Origin of the sequence: Bradyrhizobium sp. MOS001 (assembly GCF_004634465.1) — a bacterium.
In the GTDB taxonomy this organism is placed as follows: Bacteria; Pseudomonadota; Alphaproteobacteria; order Rhizobiales; family Xanthobacteraceae; genus Bradyrhizobium; species Bradyrhizobium barranii.
In genome coordinates this window covers 284,472-307,674 of sequence record NZ_SPVJ01000005.1, presented here as the reverse complement: position 1 = coordinate 307,674, position 23,203 = coordinate 284,472, and the positions used below count along the sequence as shown (strand labels likewise).

General features: G+C 63.6%; 25 protein-coding genes and 1 pseudogene. 13 read left to right on the top strand and 13 right to left on the bottom strand.

Features of this window, described 5'->3' with window-relative positions:
* Positions 1-27: 27 nt before the first annotated feature.
* The 11 genes from CT676_RS46255 to CT676_RS10770 form a co-directional block, all read right to left on the bottom strand.
* Positions 28-324, bottom strand: coding sequence for an MFS transporter (locus tag CT676_RS46255; protein ID WP_343287539.1), 297 nt, complete (start codon positions 322-324; stop codon positions 28-30).
* Positions 240-563: an MFS transporter gene (locus CT676_RS46250; RefSeq protein ID WP_343287538.1), complete on the bottom strand. Its 324-nt coding sequence runs from the start codon at positions 561-563 to the stop codon at positions 240-242. Before CT676_RS46250 ends, CT676_RS46255 begins: the two co-directional genes overlap by 85 nt.
* A gap of 104 nt (positions 564-667) precedes the next feature.
* The gene (locus CT676_RS10810) at positions 668-2,071 is read right to left on the bottom strand and encodes an amidase (protein ID WP_135214634.1); all 1,404 of its coding nucleotides are present in this window, start codon (positions 2,069-2,071) and stop codon (positions 668-670) included.
* An 86-nt stretch (positions 2,072-2,157) separates the two neighbouring features.
* Positions 2,158-2,919, bottom strand: coding sequence for an SDR family NAD(P)-dependent oxidoreductase (locus CT676_RS10805; protein WP_028151197.1), 762 nt, complete (start codon positions 2,917-2,919; stop codon positions 2,158-2,160).
* A 47-nt stretch (positions 2,920-2,966) separates the two neighbouring features.
* Positions 2,967-3,692: an ABC transporter ATP-binding protein gene (locus CT676_RS10800; RefSeq protein ID WP_135214633.1), complete on the bottom strand. Its 726-nt coding sequence runs from the start codon at positions 3,690-3,692 to the stop codon at positions 2,967-2,969.
* Entirely contained in the window at positions 3,682-4,401 is a 720-nt protein-coding gene (locus CT676_RS10795; protein WP_135214632.1) for an ABC transporter ATP-binding protein, read from the bottom strand. The genes CT676_RS10800 and CT676_RS10795 overlap by 11 nt, the downstream gene beginning before the upstream one ends.
* Before the next feature lie 2 nt (positions 4,402-4,403).
* The gene (locus CT676_RS10790) at positions 4,404-5,477 is read right to left on the bottom strand and encodes a branched-chain amino acid ABC transporter permease (protein WP_135214631.1); all 1,074 of its coding nucleotides are present in this window, start codon (positions 5,475-5,477) and stop codon (positions 4,404-4,406) included.
* Positions 5,478-5,489: 12 nt separating this feature from the next.
* On the bottom strand, positions 5,490-6,356 hold the full coding sequence (locus tag CT676_RS10785) for a branched-chain amino acid ABC transporter permease (protein WP_135214630.1): 867 nt from the start codon (positions 6,354-6,356) through the stop codon (positions 5,490-5,492).
* A 98-nt stretch (positions 6,357-6,454) separates the two neighbouring features.
* Positions 6,455-7,654 (bottom strand): urea ABC transporter substrate-binding protein, encoded by a 1,200-nt coding sequence (locus CT676_RS10780; protein ID WP_244623148.1) that lies wholly within the window; start codon positions 7,652-7,654, stop codon positions 6,455-6,457.
* 76 nt (positions 7,655-7,730) lie between these two features.
* A complete protein-coding gene (locus tag CT676_RS10775) occupies positions 7,731-8,729 on the bottom strand; it encodes an acetamidase/formamidase family protein (protein ID WP_135214629.1) in 999 nt (332 codons plus the stop codon).
* A 17-nt stretch (positions 8,730-8,746) separates the two neighbouring features.
* A complete protein-coding gene (locus CT676_RS10770; protein WP_135214628.1) occupies positions 8,747-10,147 on the bottom strand; it encodes an amidase in 1,401 nt (466 codons plus the stop codon).
* A 409-nt stretch (positions 10,148-10,556) separates the two neighbouring features.
* Here CT676_RS10770 and CT676_RS10765 point away from each other — a divergent pair, with 409 nt between their 5' ends.
* Both CT676_RS10765 and CT676_RS10760 read left to right on the top strand, forming a co-directional pair.
* On the top strand, positions 10,557-11,732 hold the full coding sequence (locus CT676_RS10765) for a transporter substrate-binding domain-containing protein (RefSeq protein WP_135214627.1): 1,176 nt from the start codon (positions 10,557-10,559) through the stop codon (positions 11,730-11,732).
* Complete coding sequence (locus CT676_RS10760) at positions 11,729-12,316, top strand: ANTAR domain-containing protein (protein ID WP_085404250.1); 588 nt, start codon at positions 11,729-11,731, stop codon at positions 12,314-12,316. Before CT676_RS10765 ends, CT676_RS10760 begins: the two co-directional genes overlap by 4 nt.
* A gap of 107 nt (positions 12,317-12,423) precedes the next feature.
* Here CT676_RS10760 and CT676_RS10755 read toward each other — a convergent pair.
* Positions 12,424-12,543: pseudogene (locus CT676_RS10755) on the bottom strand (NADPH:quinone oxidoreductase family protein); the annotation flags it as partial.
* Positions 12,544-12,565: 22 nt separating this feature from the next.
* Between CT676_RS10755 and CT676_RS43950 the strand changes: the two are divergent.
* Complete coding sequence (locus tag CT676_RS43950; RefSeq protein ID WP_167768018.1) at positions 12,566-12,739, top strand: hypothetical protein; 174 nt, start codon at positions 12,566-12,568, stop codon at positions 12,737-12,739.
* A gap of 35 nt (positions 12,740-12,774) precedes the next feature.
* Here the strand turns inward: CT676_RS43950 and CT676_RS10750 are convergent, their stop codons facing one another.
* Positions 12,775-13,509: a helix-turn-helix domain-containing protein gene (locus CT676_RS10750; RefSeq protein WP_049807412.1), complete on the bottom strand. Its 735-nt coding sequence runs from the start codon at positions 13,507-13,509 to the stop codon at positions 12,775-12,777.
* Positions 13,510-13,599: 90 nt separating this feature from the next.
* Here CT676_RS10750 and CT676_RS10745 point away from each other — a divergent pair, with 90 nt between their 5' ends.
* The 10 genes from CT676_RS10745 (at position 13,600) to CT676_RS10700 (ending at position 23,077) form a co-directional block, all read left to right on the top strand.
* The gene (locus CT676_RS10745) at positions 13,600-14,280 is read left to right on the top strand and encodes an RraA family protein (RefSeq protein ID WP_135214626.1); all 681 of its coding nucleotides are present in this window, start codon (positions 13,600-13,602) and stop codon (positions 14,278-14,280) included.
* 2 nt (positions 14,281-14,282) lie between these two features.
* The gene (locus tag CT676_RS10740; RefSeq protein ID WP_135214625.1) at positions 14,283-15,545 is read left to right on the top strand and encodes an aconitase/3-isopropylmalate dehydratase large subunit family protein; all 1,263 of its coding nucleotides are present in this window, start codon (positions 14,283-14,285) and stop codon (positions 15,543-15,545) included.
* The gene (locus tag CT676_RS10735) at positions 15,542-16,039 is read left to right on the top strand and encodes an alpha-IPM isomerase (RefSeq protein WP_135214624.1); all 498 of its coding nucleotides are present in this window, start codon (positions 15,542-15,544) and stop codon (positions 16,037-16,039) included. Before CT676_RS10740 ends, CT676_RS10735 begins: the two co-directional genes overlap by 4 nt.
* Positions 16,036-17,214, top strand: coding sequence for an alanine--glyoxylate aminotransferase family protein (locus CT676_RS10730; RefSeq protein ID WP_135214623.1), 1,179 nt, complete (start codon positions 16,036-16,038; stop codon positions 17,212-17,214). Before CT676_RS10735 ends, CT676_RS10730 begins: the two co-directional genes overlap by 4 nt.
* 31 nt (positions 17,215-17,245) lie before the next feature.
* Positions 17,246-18,253, top strand: coding sequence for an extracellular solute-binding protein (locus CT676_RS10725; RefSeq protein ID WP_080703959.1), 1,008 nt, complete (start codon positions 17,246-17,248; stop codon positions 18,251-18,253).
* Between the two features lie 4 nt (positions 18,254-18,257).
* Entirely contained in the window at positions 18,258-19,319 is a 1,062-nt protein-coding gene (locus CT676_RS10720) for an ABC transporter ATP-binding protein (protein WP_135214622.1), read from the top strand.
* Positions 19,316-20,947, top strand: coding sequence for an iron ABC transporter permease (locus tag CT676_RS10715; protein ID WP_135214621.1), 1,632 nt, complete (start codon positions 19,316-19,318; stop codon positions 20,945-20,947). The genes CT676_RS10720 and CT676_RS10715 overlap by 4 nt, the downstream gene beginning before the upstream one ends.
* A 22-nt stretch (positions 20,948-20,969) precedes the next feature.
* Positions 20,970-22,025, top strand: a complete 1,056-nt coding sequence (locus CT676_RS10710) for a beta-eliminating lyase-related protein (RefSeq protein ID WP_135214620.1) — start codon at positions 20,970-20,972, stop codon at positions 22,023-22,025.
* A gap of 385 nt (positions 22,026-22,410) precedes the next feature.
* Positions 22,411-22,641: a hypothetical protein gene (locus CT676_RS10705; protein WP_135214619.1), complete on the top strand. Its 231-nt coding sequence runs from the start codon at positions 22,411-22,413 to the stop codon at positions 22,639-22,641.
* A 37-nt stretch (positions 22,642-22,678) separates the two neighbouring features.
* Entirely contained in the window at positions 22,679-23,077 is a 399-nt protein-coding gene (locus CT676_RS10700) for a hypothetical protein (protein ID WP_135214618.1), read from the top strand.
* Positions 23,078-23,203 lie beyond the last annotated feature (126 nt).

The following is a 23,203-nucleotide window of genomic DNA, read 5'->3' as shown; positions in this document are numbered from 1 at the left end:
CCTTCGGTCCTGGCGGCAAGCACCCGATCATCCAATGGGGAGCGCGCTATCCCCAAGGCCTTGAAATCGGCCTCGCTCATGACGCTCTGCGTCCCGATGATGACCGCGATGGAGAGCCAACCCGACCGACGATGCGATCTGGATCCAGCCGGTGAGCAGCCCGCGCCGGTCCGGACGCGAGTGCTCCGCAACGTAGACGACGGCACCGCCATATTCGCCGCCGACCGCGAGGCCCTGGATCAATCGCAGCAAGACCAGCGAGATCCATGCAGCGTGACCCACGCTGGCATAGGTGGGCAGAAGCCGATCAGCGCCGTGCCGCATCCCATCATCACGATGGTGATGAGGAAGGTATATTTTCGACCGACCAGATCACCGATGCGACCGAACACCACGGCGCCAATTGGCCGGATCACGAAGCCGGCCGCAAGGGCGCCGAGCGACGCAAGCACGTCGGCGGTCGGGTTGTCCGGCGGAAACAACACCGAGCTCATGAACACGGCGAGCGAGCCGTAGATGAAGAAGTCGTACCACTCGAACACCGTGCCGAGGGTCGTGGCCATCAGTTCCGCTGACGAATTTTCGTTTCGACGTGCTCGGCGTCTCCCCTCTCTGAACTCGACCCATGATTGATTTTCGGATAGGCATCCTAGAATTCCGAAGATCTTCATTCGCCAAGGGCGCGTCGTGTATGCCAATCCGTCACTGACTGGAAAGCATACCCGGCGCGGGCAAGCATATCTTCGGACAGATGCGGACCGACGAGCTGCATGCTGAGAGGCAATCGGTCCGACGCGATGCCGTTCGGTAGCGTGATGGTCGGGCTGCCCGAGAAGTCGAATACCGCCGTGAAGCGCAGGATGCTGAGCAGCACGTTCGGATCGGCGCCGTATTCGCCCATCTTGGTCAGCGTTGGGATCGGCACGGGCATGGTGGGAATCAGGAGCAGGTCAATATCGCCGAACAGCGCCGCGAGGCTGCCGCAGAACTTCAACCGCTCATGATGGATCTGAGCGATCTCGACGCCGCTGATCGATCTGCCCTGCTCGATCAGCTGCGCCAGATCGGGACCGTATTCCGACTTCCGCGACGGATAGGTCTCGAGATGCGCCTCTGCGGTCTCGATGGAGCACATCGGAATCCACATGCTCACGAGCTTCTCGTAAGCTGGGAACTTGACCTCACGAATATCGGCGCCGAGGTCCGCAAGCGTACGCTCCGCTTCCAGCAAGGCGGCGACCACCTGCGGATCGATCCCGTCCTGCGTGTAGCTGCGGTCCACGCCAATCCGTAAGCCCCGCACGCCGTCACCGATCCCCGCCAGATAGTTCGGCACCGGCGCCTGAAGGGCGGTCGGATCATTGACGTCTGCACCCGCGATGACGCCGAGCATGGCCGCGGCATCGGCTGCGCTCCGGCACATCGGCCCGACGTGGTCGAGAGAGTCAGCCAGCGGGAAGACGCCGTGGCGGCTCACACGTCCCCAGGTGGGTTTGATCCCGGTCAGCCCGCACGTCGCCGACGGAAACCGGATCGAGCCGCCGGTGTCGCTGCCGATCGAGCCAAAGCAAAGTCCCGCCGAAGTGGCCACGCCCGATCCGCTTGAGGAGGAGCCGACCCAGTAATCGGTCCCCCAGGGATTGAGCGGCGCTTGGTCGTCGGGATGATGGCTCGTATAGGCGCCCTCGGTCATTTTTAGCTTGCCGAGCGTGACGGCGCCGGCGTGTTCGAGCCGGTCCACGATCGTCGCGTTGAAGGAGGGGACGAACCTAGCGTGGATCGTGGTACCTCCAGCGGTCGGCGCGAAAGTGGTGTAGCAGAGATCCTTCAATCCGATCGGCACGCCGTGCAGCGGCCCGCGCCAGATGCCCTTGGCAAGCTCGGCGTCACAGCGCTTCGCCTGCGCCATGGCCCGCTCGGCGAGGACGAGCGCGTAGCCGTGAAACTTTTGATCGAGCTTCGCGATCCGGCCCAGCATCACCTCGGTCACTTTCGAAGGTAGAAGCTCGCCGCGGCGGAACAGCTCGGAGATTTCGATGATCGACTTGTAGTGAATTGGATCTGCTGACATCTGACTGTCCTGCTGTTGTCGGAAACGGCTTCGCCCACCGGCACCGCAGACGGCCCGGTTTCGTGACTGCCCTACTCAGGGAGCGCCTAGAACTGCACGCCGCGCGTGAGGGCACCGTCGACCACGAGGTTGGTCCCCGTGATGAAACTCGCTGCCTTGCTGGCAAGGAACACCGCACCGTTCGCCATTTCCTGCGGCGTGCCCATGCGGCCGGTCGGATTCAGCGCCAGCGCGGTCTTGTAAAGCTCGGGATTGCCGTCCTTGATTTGATTCCAGACACCGCCCTCGAAATAGGTGTTGCCCGGCGACACCGAATTGGCGCGGATGCCTTTGCTGGCAAGCTGGAAGGCGAGACCTTGCGTATAGTGGATGATGGCGGCCTTGAACGTGCCGTAGGGGCCGCTCGCGAAGTCAACCTCCCGCCCTGAAACGCTGGAGATGGTCACGATCGCCGCAGCCTTGCTCTTCTCGAGATACGGCATCGCCGCATTGACCAGCCGCACGGTGCCCATCATGTCGGTGGAGAATTCCTTCTCCCAGCTCTCCTCGTCCTGTCCGATCGACAGCGCACTGACATTGGCGACCACAACGTCGATGCCGCCAAGCTTCGAGGCCATGTCCTCGACCCAGGCCTTGAGCGCCGGGCCGTTGGAGACATCGACCGAACGACCAAAGGCAGCGACGCCCTTCGCCTTGATCGCGGCGACTGCGCTGTCGACGTCGGCCTGGTTGCGCGCGCAGATGCCGACATCCGCGCCTTCCGCCGCGAATGTGTCGGCGATCGCCCTGCCGATCCCCTTGGTGCTGCCGGTGACGAGAACCTTTGCTCCCTTGAGTCCCAGATCCATGTCCATTCCCTCCCTATTGACGACTTGAAAACATGCCATGCGGCCGTTCAGAGCAGGAGCTGCTCGCGGACATTGTCCTCGTTAACCTCGCCACCCGCCAGCGACTGCGCGATCTTGCCCTTCTCCATGATGTAACAACGCTCGGCGATTGCCAGGATCGTGTCGAGGTTTTGCTCGACGAAGATGATGGTGGTCCCGAGCTCGTTCCGGAACGATCTCAGCGCCTCGCAGATGTGCTGGACGATCGAGGGCTGGATACCCTCGGACGGCTCGTCCAGGATCATCAAGGACGGATTGCCGATCAGCGCGCGGCCTATGGCGAGCTGTTGCTGCTCGCCGCCCGACATCGTGCCTGCGGCCTGCCGCCGGCGTTCCTTCAGTCGCGGAAAATACTCATAGACGAGTTCAGGCAGCTTCTTGCCGCCGGGACCGCCGATCAACTCCCCGACCTGCAGGTTTTCCTCGACGGTCATCTGCGGAAAGACATCGCGTCCCTGTGGGATGTAGCCGAAGCCCGCCCTCGCCCGCGCGTCGGCTTCGAGCTTTGTTACGTCCTGCTCCATGAAGCTGATCGTGCCACGCCAGGTTTGCAGCAAACCGATCAGGCACCGCATCAGAGTCGACTTGCCGACACCGTTACGGCCGATCACGCCGACAATCTCGCCGCGGGAGACCGACATGGTGACGCCCTGCAGAATCGGCGTCGCACCGTATCCCGCCCATAATTCCGATACGTCCAGAATCCGGTCAGTGGGCTTGGGTTCAGTGAGCATGCGTCTTACCGAGATAAATTTCCGCGACTTTCGCGTCCTGCAAAATGCTTTCGAGATCGCCGCGTGCGAAAATCTTGCCGAGATGCAGCACCGTGACGCGCTGGGCGACCTGGCGCACGAAGGCCATGTCATGCTCGACGACAAGGACCGTCATGCCCTCTGCATTGAACGACTTGATCAGCTCGCCGGTCTTGAAGGTTTCCTCCGGCGACATGCCGGCAGTCGGCTCGTCCAGCAGCAGGAGCTGCGGCTTCAGCGCCAGCGCCATCCCGATCTCGAGCCATTGCTGCTGGCCATGCGACAGCGCACCCGCGAGCTTATCGCTGTCCGGCCCCAGGTTGAGCAGAGTCAGCAGGCGATCCTCCTCGGCGATGCGTTCCGCGCCGGACAGTCGTGCCTGGAGCGCAGTCTGGATGTTTTGCCGAACCGGCAGCTCCTTGAACACGCTCGGAGCCTGCATCTTGATGCTCATGCCTCGCTGTACGCGTGCGTAGGGACGCTCCTTGGTGATGTCGACGGTATCGAACAGGATGCTGCCCTGGCTCGGCGGGTAGAGACCCACGATCAGCTTGAACAATGTGCTCTTGCCGGCGCCATTGGGTCCGATCAGGCAGTGGACCTCGCCGGCGTTGACCGTGAGGTCGACGTCGGCGACTGCGGTCAATCCGCCAAAACGCTTGGATACGCCTTTGACTTCGACCAGCGCCATGATCAGGTCTCTTCCGACTGCAAGCGACCAGCCTCCGCCATGACGCGGCTATCATCGCGCCGCCGACGCCCGCTCCACCAGTCGCCAGCAAGCTTGCCGATGCCGAGCACAAAACCCTGCGGCGCCAGCATCACCGTGGCGAGCAGCAGCGCCCCCATCAGCACGAGTGCTGCCTGCTGGCTGTAGACCGTGATGGTCTGAAAGCCGAACAGCAGCAGGAACGATCCGACCAGAGTTGCGGTCAGATCGCTCCGTCCGGAGAAAGCCACCCATACGATGGGCATCGCCGCCGCAGGCAGGCCGATGCTGGACGGCGTGATGAATTGGCCCCAGGACGTATACAGCGCACCACTCAGCCCTGCGAGGCCGCTGCCGATCACGAAGGTCAGGAGCTGGTATTTCCGGACGTCATAACCCAGCATCTCGGCGCGCTGAGGGTTCTCGCGCGTCGCCACGATGACGTTGCCGATGCCCGAATTCACCAGCATGCGCAACGCGAGATAGACGATCACGATCAGCGCAATCATGACGTAGTAAAGCGCCGATCCCTCGATATAGAAGTCGCCGACGACGAGCGGGTCCATGCCCTTCATGCCGTTGAAGCCATTCAGCCGCGCCGGGCCGATGTGCCATTCCGGCCCCGCCGTCTGGCCGAGGAAGAAGGCAAGCACCAGCGTCGCAGACAGCGTCACGATCCCGAAGAAGATGCCGTTGATGCCCCCCCAGATCATGAAATAGCCGAGGATGCCGGCCGCCACCATCGCAAGGACAACGGACAGCGCAAGCGCGGCGATCGTTGCGGTGCCGCCGCCCATGTTAATCGCGAGCACGCCATAACCGTAACCGGCGATGCCGAAGAACAAGGTCTGGCCGAACGACAGCATCCCGCCATAGCCCCACATCAGGCAGAGGCCGAGCGCCATGAATATCCAGATCAGGAAATAGGCGAAATTCCCCACATCATAGGAGTCGGCGAACAGCGGATATGTCAGTGCGCCCGCGAGCACTGCAAGGAAGCAGGACCAGAAGATCTTGCCACGTCCGAGCGTCTGCGGACCTTCCAGCAGCTTGAACATCACAAATTCCCTTTAGCGCCCACGACGAACCAGAACGCTGGAGAGCCCCTCGGGCAACACCCGAATGATCAAAATAACGGCGACCAGCATGCCAATCTGTCCGATGATCTGGCCGTAGCTCGCGTTCAGCGCCATCCGGATTATCGCCAAGAACACAGCGGCCGGCGCTGTTCCGAGCAGCACGTTTGCCCCTCCAATGACGACCGTAACGAAGCTTTCGACCACGAAGGTCGCCCCCATGGTCGGTATCAGCGTCATCGTTGGCGCGTAGAGCGCCCCGCAAAGTCCGGCAAGGCCGGTGCCGATCCCGAAACTGATCGAATAGATTCGGCCCGTTCGCGCGCCCAGCGCCTTCGCCATCGCCGCATTCTGCATCGTCGCCCGGGCGATCACACCAAAGCGCGTCTTCATGAAAACGATGTAGAGACCGCCCAGCACCGCCACCGCGCAACCGAACAGAACCAGACGATAGGTCGAAAACGTATAGCCGCCGATTGCGAAGCTTCCTTCCGGCGTTCCGATGCCCCGCACGGCTGAACCGACAATCAGGAGCATCGATTGCGTCACGATGAGGCTGAGCCCCCAAGTGGCGAGCAGAGAATCCAGCGGCCGCTTGTAGAAGCGCCGCACGATCAGGAACTCGACGGCGACACCGATGAGCCCCGCCGTCAGCGCGGCCAGGATCTGGGCAATCGCGAGCGGAACGCCCAGATTCACCAGGCCGACGGTGACATAGGCGCCGCACATGATGAACTCGCCATGCGCCATGTTGATGACGCCCATCATGCCGAACACGATGGCGAGACCTGCGGCCGAGAGAATGAGGAACGCGAACACGTCGGCGAACTGATAGAATACCGAGAATACTTCAGCCGACATCTTGGTCCCTTTGTCGATCCCGGCGCCGCATCGTTGCGGCGCCGGCCTTTTCAAAGAACGCAACTCTCAATACGAGCAAAATCCGTGCCGGTCGGGCGTCACGATTTCTTCGGGAGATGGCTCGGCGTGTATTGGTCCTTGTCGTTCTTCTTGGTGAGATCGCAACCGATTTCGCCAAGCCAGTACGGCTGGATCGTCCCATAGTCCTTCTCGACCTTCACCTCATGCTTCGGCCCGACCGAGATCAGGCGCATGCGGTGCGAGGTGTGCTGGCTCTTCGGATCGATGCACACCTTGCCTTCGGGAGCGTCGATGCATGCATCGCCGGTCGCGATGACCTTGCGCATGTCGTCGAGCTTGATCGACTTCGCCTTCTCGACCAGCGCCTTGTACATGTAGAGCGCATTATAGGCATTGTAGCCCATGTCGTTGATGTAGAGCTCGTCAGGGAATTTCACGTGCCAGCGCTTCTTGAACTCGGTAGCCTCCGGCGTGTCGATCTCCTCGAACCAATTCGCAGTCGCATGCATGTTGTTAAGCGCCGGCGGCTTGAACCGCTTGTGCTCGAAGCCGAGCATGACCTTGATCGACGATCCCATCGGCAGATTGAGGTTGGCCGCAGCCGCCTGCTCGAAGAACGAATCCTGGGCAGCGCCGACATTGATCGTAAGCAGCCAATCCGGCTTCGCTTTCTGAATGTTCTGGATCGTCTGCGCGAACTGCGACACGCCGAGGGGAATGAACTCCTCACCGACGACCTCGCCGCCGAGATCCTTCATGATCTTGCGGTTCCACTCCGCCGAGATCTGACCGAAATTGTAGTCGGCCGCGATGACATAGACCTTCTTGCCGAACTTCTCGACCATCCACGGGATCAGCGTCGAGAATTGCTGCTCGGGCACCGCGCCCATGCTGATCATGCTGGCGTCGCAGACGCCGCCTTCATACTGGTTGGTGTAGAAATAAGGCGTCGAGGTGCGGTCGACGATGGGACGCAGCGCCTCGCGCGAGGCCGATGTGATGCCGCCGATCAGCACGTCGACCTTGTCGCGATTGAGCAGACGTCGGCCGAATTCCTGATAACGGGCGTTGTCGCCCTGCGGATCGAGATGGATCAGCTCGATCTGCCGCCCCAGGATGCCGCCGCTCTTGTTGATCTCTTCGACGGCCAGCTGCGAGCCGTGCAGCTTCGGCATGCCCATGAAGGCGAGATCGCCCGACACGTCCTCGAGCAGACCCACCTTCAACGGTGGTTCCGCGGCCCGAGCAACGGTCATTGCCGCTGCGGTACCGAGCATGGCGCCGAGCAAAACCATCCCTAACTTGCGTCCCGAACTCATCGTGATATCCCCTGTTTCTGAAAGCGGCTGAATGTCATGGCTTGAGGTAATTCTTCAGGATCGATGCGCCCATCGTGTATTTTGGGTCGACCATGTTGCCGAGGCGCATGCGGCCGGCCTGGCTGAGCAGCATGTAGGCGTCGATCTCGTCGAAGCCGTAATCGGCCGCCATCCACCGCACGAGTTCGCGATAGGCGATACGGGCCGCGTCTTCGAGCGGGCGGGCGCTGCCGATCGTCATGATGAAGTCCTTTGTCTCGAGCCGCGGCCAGGCGAAGCTCCAGTTCTTGATCAGGTCGACCTGCAACGTGACGGTCGCGCGCTGCTCCAGCGCCACGCCGGAGAGTTCGCCGTCGCCTTGCGTCGCGTGACAGTCGCCGACGTAGAGCATCCCGCCGTCGGTATGCACCGGGAAATAGATGATCGCGCCGGGGGCGACGTCGGGCAGATCCATGTTGCCGCCGTGGTAATCCGGCTGCAGCGAGGAGATCGCCTCGATCTCCGGCGAGACGCCAATGGTACCGATGAACGGCTCGTAGGGCAGCGTAATCTTGTCGTTCCAGCGCACGCCGTTCCTGTCGACATGCAGCTTCTTCACGCGTTCCGGCAATGGCGGATTGAGCAGTGCCGTCGAGCTTGTCCCGACGAGTCCGCCGAACTCAGGAATAATGCAGGTCGTGCCGGCCGGCTGCTCGCCGCGGGTCTCGACGTCGCGGATGTAGATCGCGACGCAATCGCCCTTCTTGGCGCCCTTAACCGCGATCGGCCCGCATTGCGGGTTCAGATAGGGAAAGTTCAGTTTGGCGGTGGGGCTGTCGCTCTCGCTGGTGAGCACACCGCCGAACGCATCCTCCGTCTCGACAACCACCACCTCGCCGGGGTCGATCGACAGGGTCGGCTTTGCATAGGGACCGTAGACGTAGTGGAAGCCGCCCTGCTCTTCGATCGTCAGGCTATGCGTCGCCCCGGTCGCGCCTTTGGCGACCGCACGCCTGGCCATGATGGAATTCTTCAACCAGTCTTCTGCGGGCATATGATCGGCTCCTCAACTCAGATCCCGGGATGACGCTTGTGCCAGTCGGTAACGCGCTGGAACGCATCGCCCGCGCGAACGAGGGCGGCCTCATCGAAATGACGACCGACGAACTGGAAGCCAACCGGACCGCCATTCGCGGCGAAGCCGCCGGGTAGCGTCACGGTCGGGCTTCCCGTCATGTCGAACGGGCATGTGAAGCGAAGCAAGCCTGCGATCAGCGATGCGTCCTCGCCGAGCGACGCCATCTTGGCGAGCGTGGGCGCGGCGAATGCCTGGGCCGGCACTGCGAGGAGATCGACCGATTCGAACAGAAGGCGGACGGCGCCACGAAACGCTTCGCGCCGGAGCACGATCTTCTGATAGTCCATGCCGGACTGCTGCCGACCGAGATCGAGCAGACCAGCGAGTGCCGGGCCGTACTCGTCCTTGCGCGCGGGATAAGTGTCCTCGTGCGCGACGGCGACCTCGATGCCGCAGAGCGGGAACCAGTCGTCGATGACCGCCTTGGGATCGGGGAACGTGATCTCCTTGATCTTCGCACCGAGATCGGCCGCTACACGCAGACCCTCGGTCAACACCTTGGCCGCATCGCCATCGGTGCCTTCGCTGGTCCAGCGCCGGTCGACGCCGATCGTCACGCCGCGAAGGTCGCCGGACAGACTGGCGAGATAGTCAGGCACGGGCAGCGGAACCGACGTCGTGTCCTTGGGGTCCTGACCCGCGATCACGCCGAGGATGGCGCCGCAATCGACCGCGCTCCTTGCCATCGGGCCGATATGATCCAGCGTCGCCGCAAGTTCGAATGCGCCGTAGCGGCTGACGCGTCCCCAGGTCGGCTTGAGCCCGGTGACGCCGTTGGCTGCGGACGGAAAGCGGATCGATCCGCCCGTATCGGTGCCGAGCGAGCCGAAGCAGAGGCCCGCAGCGGTGGCGACGCCGGAGCCGCTCGAGGATGCGCCCGGCCAGAGATCCGCGTTCCACGGGTTCTTCGGCGGGTCGATCTTCGGGTGATGATCGGCGTAGGCGCCCTCGGTTTGCTGCAGCTTGCCGAGGATGATGGCGCCGGCATCCTTCAACCGCGCGACCACCGTTGCGTCCTCGGCGGGACGGAAATCGCGATGAAGGGTCATGCCATGGGCCGCCGGCGCGCCCTTGGCCCAGCAGAGATCCTTGACCGCCACTGGCACACCATGCAGCGGCCCCTTGATCTTGCCGGAAGCGATCTCCTTCTCGGCCGTGGCAGCGTCCGCGAGCGCCGAGTCAGCCATCACGTAAGCGAAACTCTTGAGCTTGCCGTCGAGCTTCTCGATCCGCCCGAGCATCGCTTTGGTCGCTTCGACCGGCGACAGCTCCTTCGCCTGGATCTTCCGCCCGACGTCGACGAGTCCGAGATAGTGGAGATCTGTTGCCGCCATCGTTCTTCATCCTCACACTCGATGTGACGCGCGGTCGTCTCCGCGCACGCGTCACCGTTCTGGCGACGCGGACGCATCGCCAGCTTCCTTGGCGGCAAACGAAAAAAGCCACCCGTCCCTCCCGAATGAGGCGACGAATGGCTCAAATGCCGCGGCTATGATCTGTCGCTTAGGGGCCGCAATCGAACGAAGCACTTAGTGCAAGGAGCTGGACGTCATCGGCCAGATCGGCGCACGCGAGGTTCGACAGGTAGCCCTGTAGGAGAAAAGTCTAAGTAACTGCCCATCGCATTGTCAACGATGCTCTCTGCCTAAATTTCGATAGTGCTGCGCAGCAAAACGGCAAGCCACTTGCACTGTCATCGCCGATGATGATTTCATCTTCGCGTTGCACTACCGAAAGTCGTCAATGACAAAACCGTCTGTTCCCGTTGGCATCATCTGCTCGCAGTCCGGGCCATATCAGGCCATGGGCCGCGAGATCCTCAAGAGCGCGATGATGGCGGTCGACGAGATCAACAACCAGACGGAGTTCGGCTTCTCGATTGCCCCTCATATCCGCGATCCTCGCGGCATCATCTCCGAATACCATACGGTCTGCGACGATCTCATTCGCAATGTCGGCGTCGAGCACATCATCGGCTGCTACACGTCAGCGTCGCGCAAACAAGTTCTTCCGATCGTGGAGCGCACCGATCGCCTGCTCTGGTATCCAGCGCGCTACGAGGGCTTCGAGTGCTCCGACAACGTCATTTATGTCGGCGCCTCGCCCAATCACAACGTCCTGCCGCTCGTCCGGTACGTGCTCGACAATCTGTCACGGGAGATCTTCTGCGTCGGCTCCAATTACGTTTGGACATGGGAGACCAATCGCGTCACCCGGGAGTTGGTCAGCGCGGCAGACGGCCACATCCTGGCCGAACGGCTGCTCGAACTCGGCGAAAGCGCCGTTGGGCACATCGTCGACGAGATCGTCCGCCGCAAGCCGCCGATCGTCTTCAACACGTTGGTCGGAAGCTCGAGCTACGATTTCATTCGCGCCTTCCACGCCGGCACCAAGGCCGCCGGGCTTGAGATTCCGATGCTGAGCTGCAGCCTGTGTGAACCGGAACTGTCGATCGTCGGACCGGCGTCGGCCGGCTGCATCACGTCATCGGCCTATTTCGAGAGCATCCGCCTGCCGGAGAACCGCGCATTCGTTGCACGCTGGAAGGCGCGCTATGGCGACGACAGCAGCCCCTCGGTCGACGGGCAGTCCGCCTATGTCGCCGTCTATCTGCTAGCGCGCGCGTTGCAGCGCGCTGGCACATCGAGTATCGCCGAGGTGCGGCGCGCCGCGGCCGGCCATCGCTACAATTCGCCGCAAGGACCGGTCTGGATCGACGGCGGCAACAATCATTGCGTCCTTACACCGCGGCTTGCCGTTTCCAATCCGCGAGGACAGTTTGATATCTTCTGGGAAGCCGACGCGCCTGTTAAGCCTGATCCTTACCTGACGCAGCTCGACGTTGCCGTCAGCCCTTCGAGGGAGACCTCGGCGGGCGGCGCATTGCCGAATGCGCCGCATTTGCGGGTTGTAAAATGAGCAGACCGTCTTCATTTTCGCTGCGCGGGCGTAAGGCAATCGTCGCCATCAAGGACGAACGCGACGCAACCATCGTGCGACGCCAGTTCGAGCGTCTTGGGGTCGACAGCATCGCGTGGGAGCCGACAGAGGCGATCGACTTCGCGCCGGATCTGGCGTTGATCGATGACGAGTTCCTGCCTTTGACGCAACCGGCACGACGCGCGTTCCTGGGACGCTGCCCGGTCATCGCCCTGCTCGGCACCGAAACGCCAAGCCGGCTGAAGCTAGTGTTCGAGCTCGATCCGGCCTCGTTCCTGGTCAAGCCGTTGCGCTCGGCCGGCATCTACGCGGCGCTCGTCATGGCAATCGAGCGAAGCGAACGCACTAGCGAATTGAAGCAGCAGGTGCTCAAGCTCGAGCAGCGTCTTCGGTCGCGTCGCGTCGTGCTCGCCGCCGTTCTCCAGGTGATGCACTCGCACGCGCTCGCAGAACCAGCCGCCTTTGCGCTGATCCGCAAAGCCGCCATGGAACAACGCAAGACGATCGAAGAGCTTTCGGCGGAGATTACCGCCAAGGGCATGCTCCCGCGCGCAACCGGCTAACTCACTTCTTTACGTGTGCATTCCTCACCGCCTCCGCAAAACCGCGTATCGTCGGACGACCAACGCAATCGCATGGGGATCGCGCGCGGCGCCGGCTAAGAAACTGCTGGCGAGAAAATGATGTCAGCGCCTTTGTCGCCCGTAAGGCGGCGCAATCCCTCCTTGAGATCTTCATTGTTGTAGTTCAGGCCAAGCTCGGCGTCGTGGGCGTTAGCAAACTCGAGCTTTCATCCGTTCTCCCGCGAGATCATGGAAGGCGGATATCGCGCAGCGTTCTCGCTCTACGCCGAACAAGCGGAGAAGAACCCCAAGTTTCGCAAGATCTACGCCGAATGGCTCAACTTTCGCGAGGACATCGTCACCGGGTTCAGAGTTGCGGAGGCGAGCTTTGAGTCCAGTCTCTACAGTCTGTACAAGACCTGAGCGGAGTCTAGTGCCCTGCCCCGACCGGGGCGGCGTCAGGGAGAGCCTGTTTCGGCCGATGGCAGACTGATGATCCGCGGCGCGCCGACCTCGCGAGGCAATGGCGCGCCGAGCACAAGTGAGAGCCGATACGAGGCGTCGGTGAGCCGGGACGCCAGCGCCTGGAGGTCGGCCTGACGGATGCGTTCGATTGGGCCGCTCACGGTCATGGCGCCCACCAGCGCTCCGTCGTGGCCGAAAACGGCGGTGGAGAGGGAGGCCGTCACAGCGTCGTAGATTCCGGAACTGACGAAGACCTGCACGCCGCCATCCGTGCGGTCTGCCCAGCGCGCCGTCCGCAGCACTTGTCCCGTCGAGGTCAAATCGAGTGGCGCGAGATTTGTGGGCCGCGCGACGTCGCGCACGAGCTGCGGCGAATCCACCCGAAACAGACAGAGCCGGCTATCGCGTTCACGCACGTGGAACGCACTGCTCTCCAACGTCTCCTGGCTTAGCCGCTGAAGGACCGGCAGCACATGCTGTTCGAGATTGAAATTGGCCCGATAGGTGGTGCCGAGTTGGAATGTCTTTGCGCCGAGCGCGTAGCGGCCGTCGCTGAGGCGGACGACGTAGCCGGCTTCATCCAGCGACACCAGCGAGCGCATCACGGTCGGTTTCGCCAAGCCCGTGATCTTGGCGATGTCGGCCAGGCTGCGCGACCCGGCTCCAGCGAAGGTATCCAGGATCGCCAACGCCCGTTGCACGGCGGCGACCCCTTGCGTCTTGGGCATCGAAAATCCCTGTCCTGCCGATTTTCGGTTGACCTCGGCTCGTCACCGTTACACTATGCGTAACGCCGTTCCATTTTCAATGGGGTTGATATGGCCGTAGGGTTCAGGATCCTTTCCCGCAAGCGTGTTGTCGCAGGCGAATGGGTCGAACGGGCTCGCGCCCTTCCGGTCGCCAACATCAGCGATGTGATGTCGCGCATGGCCGCGGGCGGCGCCACGCTCCGGCCGATGCATGCGGCTGGCGGCATGGCCGGTCCCGCTTTGACCGTGAAGACGCGCCCCGGCGACAATCTGATGGTCCACAAAGCGCTCGACATCGCGGTTGCCGGCGACGTCATCGTGGTCGATGCGGGCGGCGACCTCAGCAACGCAATCTTCGGCGAGATGATGCTCGCGCAGGCCGCCCGGCGCGGCGTCGCCGGCATCGTTATCCATGGCGCGATCCGCGATGCCGCTGCGATCCGGGCAAACCCCCTTCCCGTTTTCGCGGCGGGTGTCACCCATCGCGGTCCGTACAAGGACGGTCCGGGCGAGATCAACGGACCGATCGCGATCGGCGGCTTGGTCATCCAGTCCGGCGATTTGGTGCTGGGCGACGACAACGGCGTGCTAGCCGTCGCCATCGACGATTGCCGAGCGGTGATCGAGGCAGCCGAAGCCAAGCAGTCTGCCGAGACGAAGCAAATGGCGGCGATCGAAGCCGGTACGCTCGATCGTAGCTGGGTCGACGCCTCCCTCCGACGTCTCGGCTGCGAGATGCCAGAGGTCTAGCGATGGCCGGGCGTACGATCTCCGAGAAGATCCTCGCTCGAAAATCCGGGCAGGATGCGCACGCCGGGGACCTCGTGGTCTGCGAGGTCGATTGCGCGCTCGGCACCGACGGTTCGGTCCCGATGGCGCTCGACTATTTCAAGGCGATGGGCGGAGAGAACGTGCGCGATGCCGCCCGATTGGTCTTTGCGCTCGACCATTACGTGCCGCCGACAAGCCCGCAGACGATCGAGCTGCACCGCGTGATGCGGGACTTCGCCAGGCGGTTCAGCGTCACGCTGCATGAAGCCGGTGAAGGAATCGGTCACCAGCTCATCGTGGAGACGGGCCGCGCTCTGCCGGGTGGTCTGGTCGTCGGAGCCGACAGCCATGCCGTGACATACGGGGCACTGAATTGCTTTGCGACCGGGATCGGCTCGTCCGATCTTGCCGCGGTCATGCTGTGTGGCCGGATCTGGCTGCGCGTGCCGGATTCGATCCGCGTCGTCCTGACCGGACAACTGCCGAGCGGCGTCTATGCGAAGGATATCGCACTGGCCCTCGCGGGCATGCTCGGCGCTGACGGTGCCGCCTATCAGGCACTCGAATTCGCAGGACCGGGTGTCGCCACCCTCGCGCTGGAGGACCGCCTCGTCCTGAGCAATCTTGCGGTCGAGATGGGCGCGAAGACCGGCATCTTCCCGGTCGATGCTGAAACCGTCGCCTATCTGCAGGGCCGCACCGGCCAGGCTTTCGAACCGGTCGCAGCGGATCCGGATGCGCACTACAGCCGGACCGTGGAGATCGCGCTCGACGCCCTCACGCCGCGGATCGCGTTGCCGCATCTGGTGGATCAGGTCGTGGCGCTCGAGGATGCGGCCGGCACGCCGGTACAGATGGTCTATCTCGGCACCTGCACCGGCGGCAGGTTACGCGACTTCCATCAAGCCCTCGCCGTGCTCGAGGCGGGTGGAGGCGTCGCGCCCGGCGTGCAGCTCGTGGTCACGCCGGCATCGCGCGAGGTCCGCGACGCCATGGCGGCCGATGGCACGCTCGACGCCCTGGTCGGCTTCGGCGCAACCGTGGTCGAGCCGGGCTGCGGCTCCTGCTGCGGGACCTGCGGGGTGATCCCCGGAGACGGGGTTTCGGTGATCTCGACCGCCAACCGCAACTTCAAGGGCCGCATGGGCAACGCCAAGGCATCGATCTACCTCGCCTCCCCGGCCGCTTGCGCAGCCGCCGCGACCCGCGGTGTCGTGACCGATCCTCGCGAGGTGTCACGATGACAGCCCTGCGAGGACGCGCGCGACTTGTCGGCGACGACGTCAACACCGACTCCATCATCAGCTCGACCCGCAAGCGGGAGAGCCTCGACCCCGCCGTTCTCAGGCAATTCCTGTTCGAGCATGTCGATCCGACCTTTGCAGCTTCTGTGCAAACCGGAGACATCCTGGTGGCGGGCAAGAATTTCGGTTGCGGCTCGGCGATGGAGGTTGCCGTCACAACCGTGCTCGGGGCCGGCATTCCGGCGGTGCTGGCGCGAAGCTTCTCGCGCACCTACTACCGCAACGCGATCAACAACGGCCTGCTGCCGCTTGTCTGCGAAACCGGCGGAATTCGTGAGGGCGACATCCTGATCTCCGACGGCACCGGCGCGATCCGCAACGAACGCAGCGGTGAGACCCTCAGCCCGGAGCCGCTGCCGCCGATCATGCTGGCGATCCTGCGCGCGGGCGGCCTCGTTCCCTACATGCGTCAAAACGGTGACTTCAAGCTATGACGACCACAGACACTCCGAGCGCCATTGCCTCGACGGGATACCGTCTTCGGCTTCCCGGTCCAACCGAAGTGCCCGAGCGGGTGCGGCAGGCGATGGCTCGGGTGGTGGTCAACCATCGCGGACCCGAATGCCGGACTGCAATCGGCGAGGCGGAGGAGATGATCCGCCCGATTTTAGGCACGACGAACCGCATCCTGTTCTTTGCGAGCTCCGGAACCGGCGTTATGGAGGCTGCGCTCGTCAACGTGGCCGGACCGGGCCATCGGATCCTCGTAGTCGAGCATGGTCAGTTCGGTGAGCGTTTCACCACGATCGCCAAGGCCATGAACATCACCGTCGACACGGTCGCGATCGAATGGGGCCAGGCGATCGATGTCGCCGCGGTGGAGGCTCGGTTGCGCGAGCACCCCTATCGCGCCGTCGTCGTCGTGCACAATGAGAGCTCGACCGGGATCGTGGCCGATCTCGCGGCGCTTGGCGCACTCGTGCGCGACCGGCCAACGCTGCTCATCGCAGATTCCGTCAGCGGTCTCGGCGGCATCGCGATGCGGCAGAACGAATGGGGCGTCGACATCGTCGTCTCGGCCTCGCAAAAGGCCTTGATGTGCCCGCCCGGCCTCGCACTTGCCAGCGTCAGCGCCAAGGCGTGGCGCGTGATCGGGCAGGACGAGCAGCGATCGGCCTTCTATTGGGATTTCCGTCGCGCGCTGAAATCCGCGGAGCAGAACGAGACCGCGTTCACGGCACCGGTGAGCCTCATCTATGGCCTGCGTGAGGCCTTGACGATGATGCACGAGGAAGGCTTCGCCAACGTGCTCGCGCGCCACAAGAAGCTCTCCGCCGCGTTGCGCGCCGGCGGCGCGGCGCTCGGACTCGCAGATTTTTGCCGCGATGAGCCACGCTCGAACACGGTCGTGGTTTTCAAAGTCCCCGACGGGCTCGAAGGCGGAGCCATCGTGCGGCAGCTCTACCAGGATCACCGCACGGTGATCGCAGGCGCCCGCAACCGTCTCTCCGGCCGTGTCATCCGGTTTGGCACGATGGGTGCTTTGAGCGCGGGGACCATTCTGACCGACCTTCTGCATCTCGAAGACGCACTCACGAAGTTCGGCCTGCCGATCGAACCCGGCGCCGGGCTCAAGGCGGCCACCGAGTACCTCGCCGCAACCGCATGAGCAATCGCTGAACCCACGAGGGCGAACCACGATGAGATCTCCTGCCTCCATCCTCGCCCGAGTCGTGACGCTCGCGGCATCGCTGTTCGCGGCCGGGCTGGCCTCGGCCCAGCAGAGCGTCGTGCTCTATTCGGCCAACGACGACACCGTGAACAAGCTTGTAGCCGAAGGCTTCGCCAAGGCGACCGGAATCAAGGTCGACGTGGTCTCGACCGGATCAGGTGTGCTGGTGCGCCGCGTCGCGTCCGAGGCCGCCAATCCGCAGGGCGACGTGATCTGGGGCGTCAGTGCGACGCTGCTGCGGCTGGCGAGCCCGCACCTTCAGGCTTACGCGGCGAAGGGCCGCGAAGCCGTGCCGGCGCAATTTCGGGATCCAAACGACCTTTGGCTGGGCACCAACATCCAGGTCGTTGTGATCGGCCAGAACACCAAGGCGATCGACAAGGCCAGCGGGCCCAAAGCCTGGGCAGACCTCCTCGATCCGAAATGGAAAGGCAAGCTCGCCTTTACCGACCCTGCCAATTCCGGATTCTCGTATGCGGCCGCGACCACGCTTCTCTCGCTGTGGGGCGCGGACGACGCAGCCTGGACCAAGATGGACGGGCTGCTTGCGAATGCGAAGGTGCTCAACCGCTCGACCCAGGTCTTCGACGGGATCGGCAGCGGCGAATATCCGCTTGGCATCACGCTCGAATATGCCGGCTTCCTGTGGGCCCATAACGGTGCGCCGGTCAGCGTTGCCTATCCGGCCGAGGGCACCTATGCGGGCGTCGAAGGCGCGGCCATCCTGAAAGGCGGACCGAACCCCGAGCCTGCCAAACGGCTGGTCGACTATCTGGCCAGCAAGGAAGTCCAGGAGATGTTGCTGAAGGCGACGTTCCGGCGCCCTGCCCGTCAGGATATCGAGCTCGAGGCAGTCGCACCGGGGATGCTGCCGTTCTCGGCGGTCAAGGTGCTGCCCTATGACGACACCAAATGGGAAGCGGCCCGTCGCGACACCCTCGCGCGGCTGAAGACCACGATCCAGAACACGCGCTGATCCGATGACCGCGATCCGGATTGAAAACCTGACCCGCACCTTCGGCGCGGTGCGGGCCGTGGACGACATCTCGCTCGACATCAAGCATGGCGAGCTGTTCACGCTGCTTGGGCCGTCAGGCTGCGGGAAGACGACGTTGCTGCGCATGATCGCAGGCTTCGTCGACGTCGAATCCGGCTCCATTTGCTTCGACGGCCGGCGCATCGATACTCTGCCCGCGCATCGCCGCGACACCGGCATGGTGTTTCAGAACTACGCGATCTTCCCGAACCACACCGTCGCCGAAAACGTGGCCTACGGGCTGAAGGCCAGGAAGGTTCCGGCTGCCGAGATCGCATCGCGCGTCGACAAGGCGCTCGAGCGGGTGCGCCTTGCAGGTTACGGTCCGCGGTCACCACACCAGCTCTCCGGCGGTCAGCTGCAACGCGTGGCAATCGCCCGCGCACTCGTGATCGAGCCCGCCGTGCTCCTGTTCGACGAGCCGCTGTCCAACCTCGACGCGCAGTTGCGCACCGAAATGCGGATCGAGGTCCGACAGCTGCAGCAGGCGCTCGGCCTGACTGCGATCTACGTGACGCATGATCAGGAGGAGGCACTCGCCATCTCCGACCGCATCGCCGTCTTGCGTCACGGCAAAATCGAGCAAGTTGACACGCCGGAGCGCATCTATCGGATGCCGCAGACTGCCTTCGTCGCCGAATTCCTCGGCTCGACCAATATGGTGCCGGGCATCGCGGGAGCTTTCGACGGCCGTAACACTCCTGTCGCAGCAGCCGGAACGGAATTCACGGTCAGAGGCGAGGTCGCAGCGCCGGGTGCGCCGGTGTTGCTGTCGGTCAGGCCGGAGGCCCTGCAGCTGCGAGACGGTTCCGGTGGCTCGCTTGTGCATGCGCGTCTGGCGCTGCGTGAATTTCTCGGCCCGGTACAACGCCTCCACGCAACCCTGCCGGACGGCACCCAGATTCGGATTGCGGCGCTTGGCGGCCAGGCGCTCGATCTCTTGCCCGGCGCGCCGCTCACCCTTGCCTACGACCCTGCCCAGATCACGGCGTATCCGACGCCATGAAACGCTTCGCCACCATCGTGACGCTGGCGGCGCTGGTGCTGCTCGCGGTGTTTCTGCTCTACCCGCTGGCGCTCGTCCTGGATGCAAGCTTTCGGATCGACGGCACGGGCGGCCTGACACTTGGGAACTATGCGGCGATTGTGAAGAGCCGCTACTATCTTGGCAGCATCGGCAACAGTCTGCTCTGCGCCGCGCTCGCGACGGCCTTCGCATGCGCGATCGGCATCCCGCTCGCCTTCTGTCTTGCCCGGATCGACATACCGGGCCGCGCGCTGCTGCTGACGCTTGCGTCCTTGCCGCTGGTCCTGCCCTCGTTCGTCAGCGCCTACGCCCTCGTGCTGCTGTTCGGCCATGCTGGCGTCGTCACCACCGCCCTGCGCGGGATCGGCATCCCGATCGGATCGATCTACGGTGTGCCCGGCATCGTCATCGTGTTCACGTTGACGCTTTATCCATACGTCGTCATGCCCGTGCTGGCCGGCTTCCAGGCAGTCGACGCCTCGATGGAGGAGGCAGCCCGCAATCTCGGCGGCTCACGGCCCTATGTGATCCGCACCGTGCTGCTGCCCATCGTGATGCCGGCGATCCTTGCCGGCGGACTATTGGTGTTCATTGAGGCACTGGAGAATTTCGGCGTGCCAGCGGTGCTGGCTGAGGACCGGCCGTTCCTGGCCGTCGACATCTTCAAGCTGTTCGCCGGCGAATCTGATGCCAATCCGGCCGCGGCGGGCGCACTCAGCGTGCTCCTGATCGCCTGCACGGCGATCGCACTGCTCGTTCAGCGGCACTACCTCGGCAAGCGCCGGTTTTCGACCAATGCCCGCAGCGCGCCCGCGAAGCTGCCTCTGACGCCGGGACTGCGGCTCACGGCCACGATCGTGAGTTGGGGCATTGTGATTGCGTCGCTGCTGCCGTTCGCGGCCGTGTTGATGATCTCCTTCCTGCGCTTTCGCGGCCCTGTCCTGACCTGGGAGTTCGGATTGGGCAATTACGCCACCCTATTGTCGGGCTCCTATCGGCCGCTGCTCAACACGCTGACGCTCGCCAGCATCGCGGCCGTCGTCACCATGCTGATCGGCGCTCCGATCGGCTATGTCGTGGCCCGGCACCGCTCGCGGCTGTCGGGATTGCTAGATTTCGTCGGCATGGTGCCGTTTGCGGTCTCGGGCACGATCCTGGCGATCGGGCTCATCATCGCGTTCAACAGCGGTCCCTTGATTCTGACCGGCGGCTGGCTGATCCTGGTCATCGCCTATGTCGTCCGCAAGCTCCCCTTCGCGATCCGGTCGTCCTCGGCAATCGTGCACCAGCTCGATCCCTCGCTCGAGGAAGCCTCGATCAATCTCGGTGTCTCGCCAAGCAAAACCTTCGCGACCCTGACCGTGCCGTTGATGGCCAGCGGCCTTGTCGGCGGCCTGGTGCTGGTCTGGATCACCGCGGCATCCGAGTTGAGCGCGACCATTGTGCTCTATGCGAGCGGCTGGGTCACCACGACCGTCGTGATGTACCATGCCATCGAGGGCACCGGCGCGGGTCTAGCGGCCGCCGCGGCCGCGGTGCTTATCCTCGTCACCGCAATCCCGTTGCTCCTGATCAATCGGCGCATCAACAAGCAGGATCAACCGTGATATGACGGCAGGACAGGACGGTATGAACGAAGCAGCCCCGACGCTCCCGAATTTCCGCAGCGACAATGTCGCGCCGGTCTGCCCCGAGATTCTGCGGGCGATCGCCGAGGCCAATCGCGGCCCGGCCGCCGCCTATGGGGACGACGATTATTCGAGATTGTTGAATGCGCGCTTCTCGGAGCTGTTCGAGACCGCGGTCACCGTGTTCCCGGTCTCGACCGGTACGGCGGCCAACGCCTTGTCACTCGCGAGCTGCGCGCGGCCCTATGGCGCCATCTATTGTCACGAAGAGTCGCATATCCACACCGCGGAAGGCGGCGCGACCGAAGCCTTCACAGGCGGCGCGAAGCTCGTCGCCATGTCCGGCCGAAACTTTCGGATCGAGCCGTCGAGCCTGCGCCAGGCGCTGGGCCAGGCGGCCTGGGGAGTCCGCAATCGCTCCCAGCCCGATGCGGTGTCGATCACTCAGGCCAGCGAATATGGAACAATCTATCCCCTCGCCGAGATCGCCGAAATCGGAGCAATCGCCCACGACAGGAATCTGTCGCTGCACATGGATGGCGCCCGGTTCGCCAACGCGCTGGCGCGGCTCGATTGCTGCCCGGCCGACATGACATGGCGCGCTGGCGTCGACATCCTGTCCTTCGGGGCGACCAAGAACGGGGCGATGTCGGCGGATGCGATTGTGGTGTTCGACCAGGATCTCGTCGAATCCCTGTCCTATCGGCTTCGCCGCGCCGGCCAGACCTCGTCGAAGATGCGCTTTGCGTCTGCACAGCTGCTCGCCTACATCGAGAATCGGCTTTATCTGCGGCTCGCGGCGAAGGCCAATGCCGTGGCCGCGCGTCTTGGAGCGGGTCTCGCTGCGCTGCCCGACGTCCAGCTCATTGCGCCAGTGGAAGCCAATCTGGTTTTCATCAACCTGCCCGCTTTGGCCATCAACCGTCTTGCAGCGAGCGGGCTGCAATTCGCGCGACGGGGCCAGGACGTAATCCGGTTCGTGGCTCGTTTTGACAGTACCGAACAGGAAGCCGACGAGGTCATCGCGCTCGTCCATCGCGCGATCGCAGGAGGCTGAGAGCGATCATTCTTTAACCGATCATTCTGCAAAAAGTTGCCCCGCCCACAGTCGCCCACGCGTCTACAGCCTTCCAAATTTTCGATTGCAGCTCCTGCGCAACAAGAGCATCGCTTGGCAAGCGACACACGCTCAACCAACTGCCACGCCCGTTAGGGCGCCTGATGTCTTGCCGGTAGAGCCTGCCGAAACGCTTCTTCAAGTAACCGGCCCATCTTTCCAGTAGAGCGACGGTCTCGGGACTGCGCACGGTGACCAGCCTGAGCGCACCTCGCGAACAGCATCGAACACCTTAGGACTGCCGCGAACGGGCGTATTTTTTACCCGCGAGGTAATCGAATTGCCCCCCGCCCTGGCGCATCTTCGGTCGCAACAGGAGATGACCATGATCGCGCTGCTGATCTACCGGACCATCGCAGACCACCTTGTTCCCTGGGCCGTGACGCTCGCGACCCGCATGCTGGCGCGCAGCCTCAACATGCCCGAGCCGCTGGTGCATTCGACCGGCCACTATGTCGTCGCGCAGGTCACAGCCTTCGAGCACGGCGTCGGCAAGAGCCTCTGCCCGCTCCGCATCGCCCGCCTGCTCCGCGCCTGGTGGCGCGGACGGCACTGAATTCACCCCCAAGCCCAACCCAACCATGGAGACCACAATGATCGACGCATCCACCTTCCTGCGCCGCGCGCTTCTCGCCGACGCCATCTTCAGCGGCGTCGCCGCCCTCGGCTTCACCTTCGGCGCCGGCGCGTTCGCACCGCTGTTCAACCTGCCTGAAGCGCTGCTGCGCGAGACCGGCCTGTTCCTGATCGCCTACACCGCGCTGGTCGGCTGGCTTGCCTCGCGTGGCTCCGTGGCGAGGCCGCTCATGCTGCTGGTCGTGGTCGGCAACGCGGCCTGGACGGTCGGCAGCATCGCGCTGCTGTTCTCGGGCGCGGTGTCGCCGAACATCGGCGGCGAGCTCATGGTCGTCGCGCAGGCGATTGCGACCGGTGTATTTGCCGAGCTGCAATATGTGGGATTGCGGAAGAGCGGGAACGTGGTGGCGGCGTGAGACCACATCACTCGCTGTCGTCGCCCGGCTCGACCGGGCGACCCAGTATTCCGAGACAGTAGACGGATGCGGATGGGCTGCGGCGTACTGGATGCCCCGCTATCGCGGGGCATGACACCGCGGTTA